We start from the raw sequence: 15,424 nt of genomic DNA on the forward strand, positions 1-15,424 counted from the left end.
CACAAAATATCCCCACAATGTGAGGCCTTGCTTCGATATTTTTTCAGGTAATTTGCGGGGACCAAAATATACTTTCTGATACGTCAAAAAAGGGACACCGCCTGATGTATGGCGATATCCCCGAGGCTATTTGTAGAATTATGTGTACCTAATGAGTTGAAGATTGAGATGTACTTGGATCGGTTTTAACAGGTGCTGCTGCTGGTGTGGCAGGTGTTGGCGGCGTTTGAGCTGCAGCATTGCTGGTTTGGAACATGGTTTGAATTTTGTCGATGAGCCCTGGTGTTGCGTCGATGATTTTTTCGAATAGGTGAGTTTGATTGTCCAGAGGGACAATATTCACTCCATCCTTACCTACCACTAAAAAAGCGATCGGTCGAATGGAGACGCCTCCCCCGCTACCTCCACCAAATGGAAGCATTTTGACTCCACCTTGGGAGCTTGAACCACTTATAGAATCTTCTACTCGATAATCACTACCACCAGCAGCAAATCCAAAGGCAACTTTACTGATAGGCAGGATGATGCTGCCGTCAGGAGTTTGTACTGGATCTCCGACAATGGTATTCACATCTACCATGCCCTTGATATTTTCCATCGCTGTTTGCATTAGGCCTTGAATAGGATGGTCGCTCATATTGTTTCCTCCTTTAATTGAGTACGATTTCTCTTTCTTCTACAGCGTATATCATCCCCACTTCCGCCCATTTGTATGTAACTTTCATTTTAAACTTTCCCATGTGGCTCCTGACGCATCTGTTTCAGCAGATTTCTCCAATGGCCGATCCCACCTTTTTCACGCAAGACACGCCGAGATAGCCGCATTAAGGCATACAAAGTATAGCCGACTGAGATTTTCCCCTTACAGACAAACTCCATTGCAAAACAAAGCTCATCTTCAAAAACAGGCTTAACAAAAATTCGAGGGTGCTGCTGCAATTTCACCCACTGCGAAATAAAACCAACAATACTCCACTTCAGGCCCCAAACCGCTCCCGATGCGGTCGCAGTATCTGCTGCATCACCAAGAGAGAAATCGGTGGACCAATCGAGCTTTGATATTTTCACATGAGCTACAGTCTCTTTTAACCATTCCTTCAACCCGCGTGTAGATTTTACAGCTTGGTTAACATTGTCGCGCCAGTGCATTACTCTTTCTTTATCGAATATCTCTTCTTTTACGGTATCTACACCTGTCGTCGCAGTCCCTGTCTCTTTAAACTTTCCCCACACACCCTGCTCCAATCCCTTAAAAACCAATTGGGGAAGTTCATAGTGAAGCTTTATCAGACCAAAAAGAGAGGTAATATCTAATTCGAGCAGGTCATTTTTTCCATGTTTATAACACCGTATGCGGAAATCGATAGATGAAGACAGGACCAGGATCAGTGCCAGCACAAGCAAAACGAGGGGAATTGCAAGCCATAACGTCACGTATTTACCTCCAAGAAACCTTAATAATGGGAACCTTTGGTTTAGTATGGCAATTTAAGCTGGAAAAAATTCGGGGTTTGCATAAAAAATATGAGCTTAAATAAAAATAGGGACTATCCCAAACCACATAAATGGTTTAAGGGCAGTCCCTTCAATACAATTATTAGCGTTCTCGTACGAACTAAGGCAGCTCGACATCCTCAAACGTCATTTGAGTATCCAGCTTATTGAACAATAGCTGCGTCTCTTCTTCCAAATTATCCGTGGACTCAAAGTTCGTTGGTTCCGGCAGATCCTTTAGACTGGCAAGACCAAAGCTCTCCAAGAAGGATTTAGTCGTCCCGTACAGAATTGGCCGGCCTACCGCTTCCGCACGACCAACCTCATGAATCAAATCCTTGTTATTCAGCGTATGAATTGCGCGTTCCGACTTCACACCCCGGATTTCTTCAATCTCCACCCGCGTAATCGGTTGGCGATAAGCCACGATTGCGAGAGTCTCTAAGGCAGCCTGAGACAAGGTTGATCTGGATGGTGAATAGGCCAGACGCTCAAAATAGTGGGCATGATCAGGCAATGTAGCCAGCCGATAGTTCCCGGCAATTTGCACTACCTGTAAGCCCCGCTCCTGTGCTACATAATCTTCTTTCAGTTCCTCTAATGCTCCGGCCGCAAGCTCTGGGCGCTGTTCCGTAATTTCAGCCACTTGGCGTACAGAGATTCCTTCATCCCCTGATAGAAACAGCAGGCCCTCAATAATCGATTTCAGCGTTTTGTAATCCATTGAAGTGTTCTCCTCCTCTCCACTCCATTACGATGTCATCAAACAATTTCTCTTGGTAGCAAAAAATCGCCTTCATTTTCATCAGTTCCAGAATCGCAAGAAAAGTAACTACGATTTCGTGCCGTGCCATTTCATCGTGAAGCAGTGCGGAGAAATGCAGCTTACCGCCTGTTCCTCTGCGCTGCAGCGCATCTGATACATCACGTATACGATCTTTTACCGATATTTCATCCCGGGTGATCCGCTGGTAAGAAGACCTTCTGGCAGCCTTACTTAGCGCTTTACGAAAAGCGGATATTAAGTCTGAGGTATGTAGTCCTTTTAGCGTTTGATCAATCTCTTCTGGCACGAATGGACCCAAATCCTCAGGCTCCTTCGTAAAAATCAAGCTCCGCTCGCTCTCCATATCCATTAGATGTACAGCAATACTCTTGAACTTACGATACTCAATCAGTCGCTGAACAAGTTCAGCTCGTGGATCAAATTCATCCTCTTCGTAATATTCAAAATCATCGATCTCAATGACCGGTGGTTTGGGCAGCAATAGCTTGCTCTTTATAGATAAAAGGGTAGCGGCCATCACGAGAAATTCACTCGTAATATCCAATTCAAGCTCCTGCATGCTACGCAGGTATTCCATATACTGTTCGGTGATCTCGGCGACCGGAATGTCCTGGATGTCGATTTCCGCCTTATCAATTAAATGCAAGAGCAGATCCAGCGGACCTTCAAACGTCTCCAGCTTGTACAATACAGTCACGAAGCATCCTCCCGCCAAAAAAAGTAAAGTGCAGCGCCCGTCTGGACGCTACACAAGTAGAAAGGGCTCTTATAATCCATGCTTTCTTCTTATACTATAAATAAGCACGAATTCGACTGATTCGTCAATAGCTGACTTACTTAAACAGTTTGTTAAGATTCGCCATTTCAATCGCAGCAGTCGCAGCATCCCAGCCTTTATTGCCTGCTTTAGTTCCTGATCGCTCGATGGCCTGTTCAATATTTTCAGTAGTAACTACGCCAAAAATGGTTGGCACGCCGGTCTTAAGATTGATAGCGGCTACTCCTTTGGCAACTTCATTACATACATAATCATAGTGTGTAGTGGAACCACGGATAACCGTTCCTAAGGTAATTACAGCGTCGTATTTGCCGCTTTCAGCCATTTTTTGCGCGATCAATGGAATTTCAAATACCCCTGGAACCCAAGCAACATCCACTTCATCATCACCGACACCATGGCGTTTAAAGGCATCGAGTGCACCTGACAAAAGCTTGCTGGTAATAAATTCATTAAAACGTCCTACAACAACTCCGTATTTTAACCCCTCAGAAACTAAGTGTCCTTCTAAATATTTCGGCATATCCATCATCTACCCTTCGTTTTTTATAATGTATGGTTAAGCTTTCGAATCCTCATTTTGTTCAATATCGTCAAAAGACAGCATATGTCCAAGCTTCGCTTGCTTCGTGTGGAGATAGTTGGTGTTGTCCTTGTTCTCCGGCATTTGTATCGGCACGCGCTCAACGACTTCCAATCCATAACCCTCCAGCCCTTTGATCTTACGCGGGTTGTTCGTGAGCAGACGGATTTGGCGCACACCCAGATCCTTCAGAATTTGTGCTCCAATTCCATAATCACGCAGATCTGCTGGAAAACCAAGCTTTAGATTCGCATCTACAGTGTCAAGACCTTCCTCTTGCAGCTTGTAAGCCCGAAGCTTATTGATAAGGCCAATGCCTCTGCCTTCTTGGCGCATATAGAGCAACACGCCCCTGCCGGCAGTTTCGATCTGCCGCAGTGCAGCTTCAAATTGCGGGCCGCAATCGCAACGATGGGAGTGGAATACATCACCCGTCAGGCATTCGGAATGAACACGTACAAGTACTGGCTCATCGCCGGAAATATCTCCTTTTACCAAAGCTACATGCTCTTTATCATCCACTTCATTTGTATAAGCTATGGTCTGAAAATCCCCAAAGTCGGTAGGAAGTCGTACAGACACTTCTCGCGTGACGAGTTGTTCTTTTTCATTTCGATAATGAATAAGATCCTTGATGCTGATCAGCTTAAGATCATGCTTGCGGGCAATTTCGATTAGATCAGGTAAGCGGGCCATTGAGCCATCTTCCTTGATAATCTCGCAAATGACACTGGCTGGATAAGCGCCACACATCCGCGCTAGATCAACAGCAGCCTCCGTATGTCCGGAGCGGCGCAGAACGCCACCTTTTTTCGCAATCAGCGGGAACATATGCCCCGGTCTGCGGAAATCAGCAGGTTTCGCTTTTGGATCGATCATGGCCTTAACGGTCAAAGATCTTTCCCCCGCAGAGATCCCAGTGGTTGTATCAATATGGTCAACAGATACGGTAAAAGCCGTACCGTGATTATCGGTATTGTGGGTTACCATGGCTTGCAGTTCAAGTTCTGCCGCACGCTCCTGGGTAATAGGCATACAAACCAATCCACGTCCCTCAGTAATCATAAAATTGATGACCTCTGGTGTCGCCCGTTCAGCAAGGGCTATAAAATCCCCTTCATTCTCACGATCTTCATCATCCACTACAATGATGACTTTACCGCGCATTAAGTCATAAATCGCATCTTCAATCGGATCCAAGACACTTTCCTTTTTCGATTGCTCGCTCATGATCCTATCCTCCTAAAAGCTTTACGAAAGATTATTCCCTTCTTCGTAAGCAAACTCTTTATTTAGACAAACCCGTTCGCCGCCAAGAAATCATGACTAATCCCGGAGCTGCTCTCGCCTTCTTCATCTTGGGCGGCTGAGCCATAATGCAACAGATGATCTACATATTTGCCAAGTACATCACACTCGATATTCACACTATCCCCGGCCCGTTTGTGCGTCAGTACTGTTTCCCCTAACGTATGCGGAATAATGGACACTGCCAGCGATGAGGCCGTAGTCTTCACTACAGTTAAACTAATGCCGTCGATCGTGATCGATCCCTTAGGGATAATATATTTAAATAGTGATTTACGATCCGGTGCAATCTCGAATACGACAGCATTTTGATCACGTTTTACACTCTTAATAATGCCAGTGCCATCAACATGTCCTTGAACAATATGTCCTCCAAAACGCCCGCCAGCTGCCATCGCTCGTTCCAGATTCATCCGGCTGCCGGGCTTCAGTTCCTTCAGGTTGCTATTCCGGTAGGTCTGTGGCATTACATCCACTGTAAAGGAATGATCGCCCAAAGTTGTCGCCGTAAGGCAAACCCCATTGACGGACACACTGTCACCGATTTTTAGATCATCCATGATGACCGAAGCGGCAATATTCAGCACCATCATTTCCCCACCGGCGGAGACACTGCGCAAAACACCAACCTCTTCAATTAATCCGGTGAACATGATATCCCTCCTAAAAAGCATTACTTCCTCAAATTCACTTCTTGCATAGCTTTTGTTAGCGTACCGGAGTACCGCTGATACATACATTATCTCCTAGCACTTTTACTTCCAATCCTTCAAGTGAGATCGCATCCTTCATCAGCTCTACACCCGGGAATACGAAAGTCCCTTTCGCTTCTGCACCACCACCGACAATTTTTGGAGCGAAGAAGAGAATCACACGATCCACTAGCCCGCTTTCCAGCATCGCACCGTTCAGCGTTCCCCCGCCTTCAAGCAAAATAGAGCCAATTTCCATTTCGCCAAGGGATATCATGGCCGCCTTCAGATCCACTCTTGGACCTGCTCCGCACACAACGATTTGAACATCTGCTTTCAGCAGTGCAGCCTTCTTAGCAGGATCTGCAGCATCGGTTGTTACAATAAGAGTAGGCGCTAGGCCATCACATACAACTGCCGAATCCAGAGGAATACGTAGCCCGGAATCAATGATGATCCGCGTCGGGTTAATGCCAGGCACTTCTGTTCTTGTTGTCAGAGAGGGATTATCAGCAATCACTGTATTCACACCGACCATGATGCCCTGATGCCGATGCCGCAGCGTATGTACGATCTCCCGCACTTCCCCATTCGAAATCCATTTACTGTCACCAGATTTGGTAGCCAGATTGCCATCAAGCGTGCTAGCACTCTTCAGCGTAACAAAAGGTTGTTTTGTCAAAATATATTTGATAAAACGCTCATTCAATCGAAACGCGCGATCACGCAGCAAACCAACTTCGACCTCAATCCCTTGGTCACGCAGCATTTGGATTCCTCTTCCTGCCACCTGAGGGTTCGGGTCTTCACAAGCAACTACAACCCTAGCTACCCCTTCATCGATCAGCCTTTGGCTGCAAGGTGGAGTTTTTCCATAATGGCTGCACGGTTCTAGTGTGACATATGCCGTACTGCCCTGTGCCTGCCCAGCTGCCATATTCAAAGCGTGCACCTCGGCATGCCCCGTACCGCGCTGCAAATGAGTTCCGAGTCCAATCATTGCTCCATTCTTCACCACAACGCAACCAACAACAGGGTTAATTCCCGTTTGCCCTTGGGCACGTTCGGCCATGTCCAGTGCTAGCGACATATAAAACTCATCATTCATGTTGTCCATCTCTTCCTCCTATCCACTGCTGTCTATTCTTAAGCTAAAAAAACAGAAAAACCCATCTCATTCTCCAGGAGGAGTTCAAGATGGGTTATGCGAGAGTTAATCGGCAGTCCAAATAAAAGTGTGCTTAAATAGCCGTCAATCGACGGGTATTGTGAAATATCGCACATAATTATATGAAAACACTGCGATCCGCCAGTCCATTGCAGACAAGCGGTCAACCTCTCCTTCTTCCATCCAGACTATACTGTCGGTCCCGGAATTTCACCAGGTCCACCGTTCGCGTCAACAACGCGAGCCGGGTAGCGGACTGAGCACTGTAGATGAACTTAATAAGTTACTTCTACAACAGCATCACCGCCGGTAGGGAATTACACCCTGCCCTGAAGGATTGATCCTTTATTTAATTGAGGTTCAAGTTTTCCTTACTAACAAAATTATCACTTACACCAGCGAAATGCAAGTGCGTTTATTATATTTACTTAAAATTTGTAACTAGATTATAGATTGTACTGAGTTTATAAAAGGAAACCAAGAAGCGCCAGGACAAGGACTCCTGGCGCTTCTTGGTTATATTTCATGATTACAAACCACGTTCTTGTTGTTTCAAAAGATCACGAATTTCCGTAAGCAGCACGATATCCTCTGCAGGTGCTGGAGTCTCCACCACTTCAACTTTAACGGCTTCTTTGCGCTGAAATTTATTGGCCAGCTTGATAACCAAAAAAATGGAAAATGAAATAATAAAGAAATCCACAACCGATTGTAAAAATAGTCCATAAGGTATTTTCAGGTCCGTACTGACTTCAAGCACCCGATCCTTCAAATCTATCCCACCAGTAAGCAAACCTGCAATTGGCATAATAATGTCATTTACTAATGAAGTTACAATCTTTCCGAATGCAGCTCCAATAATGACCGCAACCGCTAAATCAAGAACATTTCCTTTCAAGGCAAAAGCTTTAAATTCCTTCCACATATTCCAAATTACCCCCAACATATTTAATTTGAAATTATTATAGCATAGTAGCTTCCTAATTCTTAAGACTTGTTAAGAAACTATTAAGTTTCCCTTTACTTTTATCTGCCAGCGTTGTTAAGAAGTCTCCTGTTAAATAGGGTTTAAGCACTACAAGAAAGGAAGATTTCTATCATGACAACTCTTAAAAAAGATTCCAGAACTGCATGTTAGGGGCATGGCTGGGAATGTATTATCACAGATCAAAACATGGATTGAGGCACAGCGATCAGAGCAAGCTAAAAGAAAAAACAAACTGGCATAATGCTGTGGGCGATTTGGTCTTTTATTCCACTAATTTATGAGCTGCAATACAGTTCCTTTGCCTTCACCGGTCTTCAAATGAGGCTTCCAAACAAGAAAATGTTGTATACTTCTTATAGCAAGATTGCTTTACAAGCAAGAAAGGACGTTGAGAAATGCACAACGCAACGCTGCTATTGGTGGACGACGAAGCCGAGATTATTAAACTAATGCAGATCTATCTGGAGAACGAGGGCTATCGGCTGTTAACTGCCAGAGACGGGCTGGAAGCACTCGAAATTATCAATAGAGAGACTATAGACCTCATGGTTCTTGATATCATGATGCCTAATATGGACGGCATTGAGGCTTGTATTAAAATTCGTGAAACGCAAAAATTTCCGATCATCATGTTATCTGCTAAAGGGCAGGAACTTGATAAAATCAACGGACTTAGCGTAGGTGCAGATGATTATGTTACGAAACCTTTTAGTCCGCTGGAGTTAGTTGCCCGTGTTAAATCCCAGCTGCGCAGAACTCGAAATTACATGGCAGATCTAAACGCCAAACAGGATGAAATCATCATTGATGGCTTGGTTATTAATTCGGTTACGCATGAAGTTAGTGTGGATGATCAGCCAGTTAAACTTACCCCGCGAGAATTTGCGATTCTAGAGCTGCTCGCCCGTAATAGAGGACAAGTCCTAAGCATGGAGCAGATCTACGCCAAAGTATGGAAAGAACAATTCCTGGAAAGCACCAATACACTCATGGTGCATATTCGTAAAATCAGAGAAAAAATAGAAGAAGATCCGCGTAAACCACAATACTTAAAAACGGTATGGGGCGTTGGCTACAAACTGGAAAAAGGAGGTCCTTCTAGTTGAACTTTAAACGATTCGATACCCTATCCTGGAAAATAGTTGGCTTCAGCTTAACAAGCCTAGCACTCACCGCTTTAATCTTAATGGGCAGCTATTATGGCACTTCACTATTGCTGTGGTTAAATCCTTCGCGCTCCTTTTGGGGAGTCAGACTCATTCTCTGGGTGATCAATACCATTGGATCGACGCCAGTTGTAATTCTTATAGGGATTCCTTTATTTATTTTTTTCATCCTAAAACTGTCCAGAAATACAACTAAGAATCTTCATAACATTACGAGCGGAGTTCAGGCCATTGCGGATGGCAATTTGTCTTTCAAGGTGCCGGTATCAGGTACGGATGAACTCGGAAAGCTCGCTGAAAATATGAACACAATGGCTGGCAAGCTAAAATCTGCTATAGAGGAAGAACGAGCCGCTGCAAAAGCCAAAAATGACCTAATCACAGGTGTGTCCCATGACCTCCGAACCCCACTAACCTCTGTTCTCGGATTCCTTGAATATGTGGAGAAGGATCGTTATAAAAACGAGGTTGAGCTGCGTTATTATGTGAATATTGCCTATGAGAAATCTCTGACTCTTAAAAAGCTAATCGACGATTTATTTGAATACACACGCGTCAGCAGCAGCGGATTACCGCTAAATATTGAGCCTGTAGATCTCGGCAAGCTGCTCGAACAGCTGATTGAGGAATTTGCACCCGTACTGGAACAAGCAGATATGATCTACCGCATTCATACGGATACAGCTCCTCTGATCATCAACGGAGATGCGGATGAGCTGGTGCGATTGTATGAGAACCTATTTACCAATGCCGTAAGATACGGAAAGGAAGGGAAAATTCTAGACATTTCTGTTGTTAGAAAAGACGGTAGAATAGTTGCTGTATGTACGAATTATGGTACTCCTATCCCTGCATCCGACCTCCCCCACTTATTTAAACGCTTTTATCGTGTCGATAAATCCCGCTCCCGAGAGACAGGCGGAAGTGGCTTAGGGCTCGCCATAGCCAAGAGTATTGCAGAGCTTCACGGCGGAACCATTACAGCCAAAAGCACACGCAAACAAACTGAATTTGAAACCTCTTTCCCTGTGAGCGAATGATGCTTGCGGGGATTTTTTGTACAATCTCATCCATTAAGAAAATGATAAGATTTCATAACATAAAGCCTTAAGATCATTTCATACCAACTCTGCTATAAGTGAGGAATTCCTCTAATATTATTATCCATCTTATTTAACTATGCTAGGGGCCATTTCATTCATACCGCGACAGCTAAGCATCGCCGACCGCTACTGATCTTTAGCTTAAGCACGCCGAGAACACCGTTACTATGACTGTGGGCAGTGTCAAAGCACTCGTGAACGGGAAAGCTCTCACCATTGATGCTGCGCCACTACTGCCAGGAGGAAAAGTTTTAGTCCCGGTACACTTAAGAATCAGCCATAAATTTTTCAAAAAAAGCACAAAAGCACCCGGCATTTATCATGCTGGGTGCTTTTGCATAAAAGCTTAAATCACACTAATCTCAATCACTCCGTCTTACCCCTACGTCTAAATACTCGGTTCAAAACAAAGCCTATCGTTATCAACCCAATTCCCGACAGATACAGTGGCATTGGACTATTCTCACCTGTCTTCGGCAGCTGAGGAGCAACCGAAGTGCTATTGTTCACCGTACCCTTTGGTACTTCTTCATCATCGATATCAACTTCTCCTAAAGGAATTTCATCTTCGGTTATCTCTTGCTCAGGAATTCCCTCATCGGTTGATGGCGCGGATCCTAGATCGGCGGCAATTCCAGGACCAGCAGGAACAGCTGGATCATTAATAATTACCCCTGGTACGGGCGAACTTGTAGACGTGGGTACCACCGAACCTCCAGATGTGCTGCTTGTAGGGATTGGTGTAGGTGCAGTAGTCGCTTCTGGTGATGGAGAAACCGTCGGTTCTGGCGTTGTTGATGGTGCAGGTATTACGGTTGGCTCTGGTGTTGTTGTTGGAGCATCGGTTGGTTCTGGTGTTGCCGTAGGCGTTGGCTCCACTGCTTTTTGATTCGTAATCACCAGTTGAATCGCTGACGAGGAACGAATCTCCACTGGATGCTCGGATGTATCGAGCACGTAACCATTTGGAGCTGCTGTCTCCACCAATACATAGCTACCCAGCCATATTTTATTGAATGTAGCTGTACCCTCTGCATCTGTAGTTAGACTGTTAATCAATACACGTTCCGCTCCATTTAGTCGATACAATGCAAAAGCCGCATCACCAAGCGCTTTTAAGTTATCTTCAGCATCTAGCTTCTTAATATTGAGGGTGCCTCTAACCCCGCTGCCTGTGCCAGAACCGCTGGAGACCCCGACAATAATTTCTTTGGAGGTCTCTTTACTTATTTCGCTGCCGTTAAAACCACTGAAATGTACAGTATTTATTACTTTGTCTCCAGTGTTAGCCACAATCAGGGATTGATATTCGAGAATGTAAGCCCTGCTGATTTCGATGGCAAAGCTTAACTCAAAGGATTGTTTTCCATCGGCATCCGTTGTATTAACTACGCTATAATCAATACCCTGAATCAATTCAGGGCCGCTTTTCGTGATATCTCCGTTCACAGCTACAGCCGTAGGATATAGATGGAATGAATTCTGCAGCAAAATTTGATTAGCACTAGGAGTATCTTTGATTAAAGCATCCTTTACAGTAGACTGCCCCCGGTTAATTTGCAGGCTCCAGTCGATTTTATCCCCGTTTTGTGTGCCGTCCTTCAGCACATAATCCTCTCCAAAAGGAATTTTTACGGAGGCGGTCAAATCTTTGGAAACCACTTTTGTTCCATCATAGAGATTAGCTTTATTATCAATAGTAGTGCCTATTATTTGCCCTTCAAGACTTGTGTTAAATTCAATGTAGAAAGCGGAGTTAATCGTATCTGTAAAAATGACCTTTAATTCATTATCGCTATTTAAGCTATAGGTATATTTATTACGATTCACTTCTCCACCCTTGGTAGGATCACCATTCTTTGCAATATTCATAGTGTAAACTTTAAGTGAACCAGGAACCAAGGTCTGGCCTGATTTTAAAATATCAACAAGCGCCGGAGCTTCGAGGGTTTTGCCGTTATAATTGGCGCCTATCGTCCAAGTAATTTCTTTAGTTGAAGCATCGTAGGCTCCTCCTTTAAATCCATTGTTTTTCGCTTCAGGTCTAGGAATGAATAACCCTTCTGCTTCTATCGTGCGTAAGGCTTCAGTAGTGTCCATCCAGTCTAAGCGAACTTTGTTATTGAAATTTTCAGTTTTAGCCCAAATCCAATCCTTGTCAAATTCTGTAGAATAGCTAATCGTGTAAAGTCCAGATATTGGTGAATTAAACACTACCTTGAAGCCTTTATTAGGCTCGACAGGTGAGTTGTACACTAGATTATAGTTATTCGGATTTAAAACATTTCCATTCAGATTTCTAATCACCAGTGATTCCGGAATAAACTTTAGGCCGCCAAATGGGAAGGATTCGGTAACTGCAACATGGCTCATCGGGTAATTGTCACTATTCAATGTGACCTTCCAGCCCAATGTTTTATTCTGATAATCTACGGTTGATAAAGTCTTATAAAGAATGGAAGACCGGATTAATCGGGTAGCCTGATTACTATACGTACTATCGGAGACTGTATTAGTTATGGTGGCATCCTCAAACACGCGCTTTATCGCTTTTGTCTTATATTCGATTCGATATGGTGAAGTAACATCGTGTACAAATTGCAATAGAAATCCAGCCTTATGAACGTCTGAGGTGGAAACAACCGTGTAGTCAACATCCTTTGTCAAAACATTGCCTAACGTTGCACCACCGGAAGAATCCAGCTGCACAGCATATACTTTTAGCGAATCGGCTACCAGCTCTTGAGAATCATCGAACAAATCTGTTAACACAGCGTTTCCTTTCGGGATGTTCTTTTCACTGTAGTTATATTCAATTGCCCAGGAAATGATCTGCTTGCCCCCATCATAGCTTGTGGAATACTTTTTCAAGCTTCCTCCACGTTCTACATTCACTGTGGCAGAGGAACTGGCAGGCTCTTGCCCATCTCCTGAAAAAGTTGCAGTATTGGTGAAGCTTAGCTGATGGTCATTAGTAATCCCTGTGGAATATACAATACGGTAAGCCTCTTTAATCACAGGCTCCGTAAAACGGACAATCAGTGACCCTCCGGAGAGCTCTGCAGAGTATTTGCTTGTGTCGAGCAATGCTCCTTCCGTTACTGAACCATCCAATTGAATGCTCAGTTGATACACGCTCACAGTGACTGGAGTATTTAATGATAAGCCTGAAGGGATGGGGTCTATCACAATGGCATTCCCCACGGCTTCCAAAGACTTATTGACATCAACAGTCCATAATATTTGGTTCGCATTGAAGCCTTCGGGAATACCTCTCTTCTCTATAGTCGATCCAACACTTGGTTTAAAATTCACTGTCACTGTCTGAATACCGCCGCTCACGGGAAATAAAATATTCTGAATAGTACTGCCCGAGATTTTCTGTTTATCGAATTTAGTATTTAACCGCAGCGTTCCCTGCACGTCATCATGCATTTCTATGTAGTCATTAAAAGTCATTATCACTTCATGTGAATTTTGCCTGACTTCAAAGCTCCCTACATCTCCATCCTCAGAGACTAAGGGTCCGTTAAAATCATTAAATAGCTGGAACTGTTCCGGTAGCTGAAAAGTAAAAGTGTCGCCCTGCTTGTAATTATGATTTTTAGGAAGAGACCAATTATAATCCAAGGTAACATTAGCATCTTGTTCGTATACGCTATTCGTGACTGTGATTCCATCCGGCCCGTAAACAGCCATCGAAACACTGGTGATGATATTTCTTTCGTCATCAATCGCAGCCGCTTTTACTTGCGGAGCAAATCCGATGCCATAGGCATATTGTGCCATAAGCATCAAAATAATGACCATTACACTTATTTTTTTCTTAAACATGTTCTTTTTGCCTCCATTTTCTTGTTCTAATTGTTTTCCACCCCTGTTTGTTCAAAAGCTTCATATGTAATTCCGCACCCAGCGCCCCATCTTATGTTAATATAATGAAAAGTCTTCCTTATGTGGTGGAGTTGACAGAACATATACATATATACCCAATTTATGGATATCTAGAATCAATATTATTAAAATTCTCAAACTTTATTTTTGATGGATGTTTTCACGTTCAAAGGAGGTTTGTCTATGCAGCTTTCATCTTTTTTTGATCGCCAGCACGCGGAGGATTTCATCATGTTCTCATCTTCGCATTGGGTTGCGCTGTCTATCATTACGTTAAGTTGTCTACTGCTCTATGGCTTACGGTTTGAAATTCGTGCAGATTCAAGACTTCGGCAAAGTGTGCGTTTGCTGCTAATCATTCTACTTGTAGTCTCAGAAGCCGGGCTGCAAATGTGGTACATCTCTCAGAACATCTGGCGCTCCAGCTCCTCATTACCGTTCGAGCTCTGTGGAATCACTCTACTGCTGTCTATTATCATGTTAATTTCACGCAGTCGAACCCTTTATTCCTTTCTCTACTTTGCCGGGATCGGCGGAGCATTTATTGCTTTGCTTACCCCTAACCTAGTTTATCCGTTCCCTCATTTCCGCTTTCTCCTGTTTTTTATAGCTCATGGTTCTATTATTCTGGCGTCTCTTTATATGACCTGGATTGAGGGCTACAAGCCGACTTGGAGATCGTTACTCATCACCATGCTTGGCCTCAATATTGTGGCTGCCTGCATCTGGACTGCTAATTACTTCCTAGGCTCAAACTACATGTTCCTATCCCAGAAGCCTAGCACCTATTCCGTATTGGATTATTTTGGACCTTATCCTTATTACCTGCTTGTTGAAGAGCTGTTTGCCTTCACTGTGTTTCTTGCCATGTATTTGATATTCTTCTGGCTGCCAGAACGGCGCAATTCGCGGCGTACACAGGTTAGGCGGATTCTTTAACAACACAAAAAAGCCAGCCCCGATATTCGGAGACTGGCTTTTTAACTATTAAATCTTAAGCTTCGATGATTTCTACCGAAGTCATTTTGTCGCGTCCTTTGAAAGCATCAACAAGATCCATGCCTTCTACTACTTTACCAAACACAGTGTGTACTCCATCCAAGTGTGGTTGTGGAGCGTAGCAGATGTAGAACTGGCTTCCGCCTGTGTTCTTACCCGCATGTGCCATAGCAAGTGTTCCGCGTTCGTGTTTGTTTGGGTTAATTTCGCAGTTGATTGTGTATCCTGGACCGCCAGATCCAGTTCCGTTAGGGCATCCGCCTTGAGCAACGAAACCAGGGATAACACGGTGGAATGTTAATCCGTTGTAGAAACCTTCTTTTGCCAGCTTTTCAAAGTTGGCTACAGTGTTAGGTGCATCTTGATCGAACAAGTCCAGCAGCACTACGCCGCCATTTTCTAGAGTGATTTTCGCTTGCTTTGCCATATGTAAATGACCCCTTTCAAAATTAACAAATTTAGAA

General features: G+C 44.0%; 14 protein-coding genes, 1 pseudogene and 1 riboswitch. Of the genes and pseudogenes, 4 read left to right on the forward strand and 11 right to left on the reverse strand.

Features of this window, described 5'->3' with window-relative positions:
- Positions 1-148: 148 nt before the first annotated feature.
- The 9 genes from ytfJ to mscL form a co-directional block, all read right to left on the reverse strand.
- Positions 149-637: a GerW family sporulation protein gene (gene ytfJ / locus NSQ50_RS20840; RefSeq protein ID WP_036676154.1), complete on the reverse strand. Its 489-nt coding sequence runs from the start codon at positions 635-637 to the stop codon at positions 149-151.
- Between the two features lie 89 nt (positions 638-726).
- Positions 727-1,434 (reverse strand): DUF2953 domain-containing protein, encoded by a 708-nt coding sequence (locus NSQ50_RS20845; protein WP_076101497.1) that lies wholly within the window; start codon positions 1,432-1,434, stop codon positions 727-729.
- 181 nt (positions 1,435-1,615) lie between these two features.
- Positions 1,616-2,218 carry an SMC-Scp complex subunit ScpB gene (scpB, locus tag NSQ50_RS20850; protein ID WP_036676149.1) on the reverse strand — a complete coding sequence of 201 codons (603 nt, stop codon included), beginning with the start codon at positions 2,216-2,218 and terminating at the stop codon, positions 1,616-1,618.
- On the reverse strand, positions 2,187-2,978 hold the full coding sequence (locus NSQ50_RS20855; RefSeq protein ID WP_076223042.1) for a segregation and condensation protein A: 792 nt from the start codon (positions 2,976-2,978) through the stop codon (positions 2,187-2,189). Before NSQ50_RS20855 ends, scpB begins: the two co-directional genes overlap by 32 nt.
- 136 nt (positions 2,979-3,114) lie before the next feature.
- The gene (gene ribH, locus NSQ50_RS20860) at positions 3,115-3,582 is read right to left on the reverse strand and encodes a 6,7-dimethyl-8-ribityllumazine synthase (protein ID WP_036676377.1); all 468 of its coding nucleotides are present in this window, start codon (positions 3,580-3,582) and stop codon (positions 3,115-3,117) included.
- Between the two features lie 36 nt (positions 3,583-3,618).
- Positions 3,619-4,872 (reverse strand): bifunctional 3,4-dihydroxy-2-butanone-4-phosphate synthase/GTP cyclohydrolase II, encoded by a 1,254-nt coding sequence (locus tag NSQ50_RS20865; RefSeq protein ID WP_051490904.1) that lies wholly within the window; start codon positions 4,870-4,872, stop codon positions 3,619-3,621.
- Between the two features lie 62 nt (positions 4,873-4,934).
- A complete protein-coding gene (locus NSQ50_RS20870) occupies positions 4,935-5,603 on the reverse strand; it encodes a riboflavin synthase (RefSeq protein WP_076104433.1) in 669 nt (222 codons plus the stop codon).
- 55 nt (positions 5,604-5,658) lie between these two features.
- Positions 5,659-6,759: a bifunctional diaminohydroxyphosphoribosylaminopyrimidine deaminase/5-amino-6-(5-phosphoribosylamino)uracil reductase RibD gene (gene ribD, locus NSQ50_RS20875; RefSeq protein ID WP_076223040.1), complete on the reverse strand. Its 1,101-nt coding sequence runs from the start codon at positions 6,757-6,759 to the stop codon at positions 5,659-5,661.
- A gap of 218 nt (positions 6,760-6,977) precedes the next feature.
- A riboswitch (FMN riboswitch) is annotated at positions 6,978-7,151 on the reverse strand.
- Between the two features lie 188 nt (positions 7,152-7,339).
- Positions 7,340-7,735 (reverse strand): large-conductance mechanosensitive channel protein MscL, encoded by a 396-nt coding sequence (mscL, locus tag NSQ50_RS20880; protein ID WP_036676141.1) that lies wholly within the window; start codon positions 7,733-7,735, stop codon positions 7,340-7,342.
- A 458-nt stretch (positions 7,736-8,193) separates the two neighbouring features.
- On the opposite strand from mscL, the gene NSQ50_RS20885 reads away from it, so the two are divergent.
- The 3 genes and pseudogenes from NSQ50_RS20885 to NSQ50_RS31625 form a co-directional block, all read left to right on the forward strand.
- The gene (locus NSQ50_RS20885) at positions 8,194-8,904 is read left to right on the forward strand and encodes a response regulator transcription factor (protein WP_076223038.1); all 711 of its coding nucleotides are present in this window, start codon (positions 8,194-8,196) and stop codon (positions 8,902-8,904) included.
- On the forward strand, positions 8,901-10,004 hold the full coding sequence (locus tag NSQ50_RS20890; RefSeq protein ID WP_076223036.1) for a sensor histidine kinase: 1,104 nt from the start codon (positions 8,901-8,903) through the stop codon (positions 10,002-10,004). Before NSQ50_RS20885 ends, NSQ50_RS20890 begins: the two co-directional genes overlap by 4 nt.
- Positions 10,005-10,222: 218 nt before the next feature.
- A pseudogene (locus NSQ50_RS31625) lies at positions 10,223-10,417 on the forward strand (stalk domain-containing protein); the annotation flags it as partial.
- A 16-nt stretch (positions 10,418-10,433) separates the two neighbouring features.
- On the opposite strand, the gene NSQ50_RS20895 reads toward NSQ50_RS31625, so the two are convergent.
- A complete protein-coding gene (locus tag NSQ50_RS20895) occupies positions 10,434-13,901 on the reverse strand; it encodes an LPXTG cell wall anchor domain-containing protein (protein ID WP_076223034.1) in 3,468 nt (1,155 codons plus the stop codon).
- 243 nt (positions 13,902-14,144) lie between these two features.
- Between NSQ50_RS20895 and NSQ50_RS20900 the strand changes: the two genes are divergently transcribed.
- Positions 14,145-14,900 carry a YwaF family protein gene (locus NSQ50_RS20900; protein WP_036676136.1) on the forward strand — a complete coding sequence of 252 codons (756 nt, stop codon included), beginning with the start codon at positions 14,145-14,147 and terminating at the stop codon, positions 14,898-14,900.
- A 55-nt stretch (positions 14,901-14,955) separates the two neighbouring features.
- Here the strand turns inward: NSQ50_RS20900 and NSQ50_RS20905 are convergent, their stop codons facing one another.
- Positions 14,956-15,387: a peptidylprolyl isomerase gene (locus NSQ50_RS20905; protein WP_036676135.1), complete on the reverse strand. Its 432-nt coding sequence runs from the start codon at positions 15,385-15,387 to the stop codon at positions 14,956-14,958.
- Positions 15,388-15,424 lie beyond the last annotated feature (37 nt).

The organism is Paenibacillus sp. FSL R10-2788, from assembly GCF_038003885.1.
In the GTDB taxonomy this organism is placed as follows: Bacteria; Bacillota; Bacilli; order Paenibacillales; family Paenibacillaceae; genus Paenibacillus_AQ; species Paenibacillus_AQ odorifer.

Excerpts from the sequence above, each read along its gene's own strand:
- ytfJ (WP_036676154.1), bottom strand. The coding sequence starts at position 637 with ATGAGCGACCATCCTATTCAAGGCCTAATGCAAACAGCGATGGAAAAT.
- scpB (WP_036676149.1), bottom strand. The coding sequence starts at position 2,218 with ATGGATTACAAAACGCTGAAATCGATTATTGAGGGCCTGCTGTTTCTA.
- ribH (WP_036676377.1), bottom strand. The coding sequence starts at position 3,582 with ATGCCGAAATATTTAGAAGGACACTTAGTTTCTGAGGGGTTAAAATAC.
- NSQ50_RS20865 (WP_051490904.1), bottom strand. The coding sequence starts at position 4,872 with ATGAGCGAGCAATCGAAAAAGGAAAGTGTCTTGGATCCGATTGAAGAT.
- NSQ50_RS20870 (WP_076104433.1), bottom strand. The coding sequence starts at position 5,603 with ATGTTCACCGGATTAATTGAAGAGGTTGGTGTTTTGCGCAGTGTCTCC.
- ribD (WP_076223040.1), bottom strand. The coding sequence starts at position 6,759 with ATGGACAACATGAATGATGAGTTTTATATGTCGCTAGCACTGGACATG.
- mscL (WP_036676141.1), bottom strand. The coding sequence starts at position 7,735 with ATGTGGAAGGAATTTAAAGCTTTTGCCTTGAAAGGAAATGTTCTTGAT.
- NSQ50_RS20885 (WP_076223038.1), top strand. The coding sequence starts at position 8,194 with ATGCACAACGCAACGCTGCTATTGGTGGACGACGAAGCCGAGATTATT.
- NSQ50_RS20895 (WP_076223034.1), bottom strand. The coding sequence starts at position 13,901 with ATGTTTAAGAAAAAAATAAGTGTAATGGTCATTATTTTGATGCTTATG.
- NSQ50_RS20900 (WP_036676136.1), top strand. The coding sequence starts at position 14,145 with ATGCAGCTTTCATCTTTTTTTGATCGCCAGCACGCGGAGGATTTCATC.
- NSQ50_RS20905 (WP_036676135.1), bottom strand. The coding sequence starts at position 15,387 with ATGGCAAAGCAAGCGAAAATCACTCTAGAAAATGGCGGCGTAGTGCTG.